This is a genomic window from Bradyrhizobium sp. NAS80.1, assembly GCF_001908205.1.
Classification (GTDB): domain Bacteria; phylum Pseudomonadota; class Alphaproteobacteria; order Rhizobiales; family Xanthobacteraceae; genus Bradyrhizobium.
Map to the genome: position 1 here is coordinate 1 of NZ_LGHL01000466.1, position 1,402 is coordinate 1,402.

At 62.7% G+C, this 1,402-nt stretch carries 1 protein-coding gene; it reads left to right on the forward strand.

What is annotated here, in order from left to right; genetic code table 11:
- Window positions 1-222 precede the first annotated feature (222 nt).
- Window positions 223-1,191, forward strand: a complete 969-nt coding sequence (locus AC629_RS44260) for an IS110 family RNA-guided transposase (protein ID WP_084810817.1) — start codon at window positions 223-225, stop codon at window positions 1,189-1,191.
- Window positions 1,192-1,402 lie beyond the last annotated feature (211 nt).

The following is a 1,402-nucleotide window of genomic DNA, read 5'->3' on the forward strand; positions in this document are numbered from 1 at the left end:
CTTTGCCCACCCTTGTATTAGCCCGACCGCTTATATTGAGCCGTTCCGTGAGGAATGGCCCAGCCCGGGTGGCCGCCCGAGCTGGGCCGCCGCTCGATCGGATCGATGCCCACCGAAGCCTCGAGGGCTGTCTGACGTAGCGAGATCGCGATCGGCACTTCATCGGGACCCGAATGGTTGAACGAACTTTAGGTTCGCATCACAAGGGAGGGATCGACGAAGATGGCCAAGCATACCACGAGCTGTGCCGGGATCGATACCGGCAAACGGAAGCTTGATGTGGCGATCGCGGGTTGCCGCGAACCGCTGCAGGTGATGAACACGCCGGAAGGTCATCAGGCTTTGTTGGCGTGGCTGCGACAGCAGCGCGTCAAACGCGTCGGCATCGAGGCGAGCGGCGGCTACGAACAGCCTGTCGTCGCCGAACTGCGGCGCAAGCGGTTTGTGGTTGTGGTGTTTCAGCCGGCTCAGGTCCGGGCCTATGCCAAATTCCACTTGCAGCGGGCCAAGAACGATAAGATCGATGCCGCTCTTATCGCAGCCTGCACCGCAGCAGTGCGGAAGATCCATGCCGCTCCCGACCCTCGGTTGCTGCCATTCGCCGAGCAACTGACCATGATCGATCAGATCGGTGAGGATATCGCGCGCCTCAAGAACAGAATCGAGAGCTGCCGCAATGTAGGGATCAACAAGCTCTGGCACGAGGATATCGCCCGCCTGGAGCAACGTGAGAAGGCCGTGCTCAAGGCTCTGGTCGCCTCGATCCGCAAGCATCCCGACCTTGCCAAGAGGCTCGCGCTGATCAACAGCGTCGACGGCATCGGGTTGCCGACCGCCGTTGCCATCCTGGTGCGTCTGCCTGAGATCGGCCAACTCACGCGGGAGCAAGCTGTCGCGCTCGCCGGCCTTGCGCCCTATGACGACGACAGCGGCGACCAGGTCGGGGTTCGGCATATCGAGGGCGGACGAAAGCGGCTGCGTCGCGCCCTTTATACGGCGTCCCTGGCGGCATCGTTTCGATGGAACCCGCAGCTCATCCAGCTCTACCAACGGCTGACCGCCGCCGGAAAGGAACACAAGCGCGCGCTCGTTGCCTGTGCCAGGAAGATGCTCATCTTCGCCAACACAGTGGTGGCTCGCGGCACGCCGTGGTGCGACGAACCGCCGGTGCGATCATTCTCTGTTTCTTAGTTCGACCGGAACGTGTTTCTTCGTCCCGACCTACGGCCCCTCATGACGTCGCGCGCAGCGTCCGTCAAGGATGGCCGTCGCGCGCCCGGACCTCACGCGATCTGCCGCCAGGCCATGCCTGGACGGACGCGAGCACGGCGTCATCATGGCAGACGCCGACGATCCGAACGGCGCAAACACAGCCGTCATTTAATGGTTGCTACGAAGTACG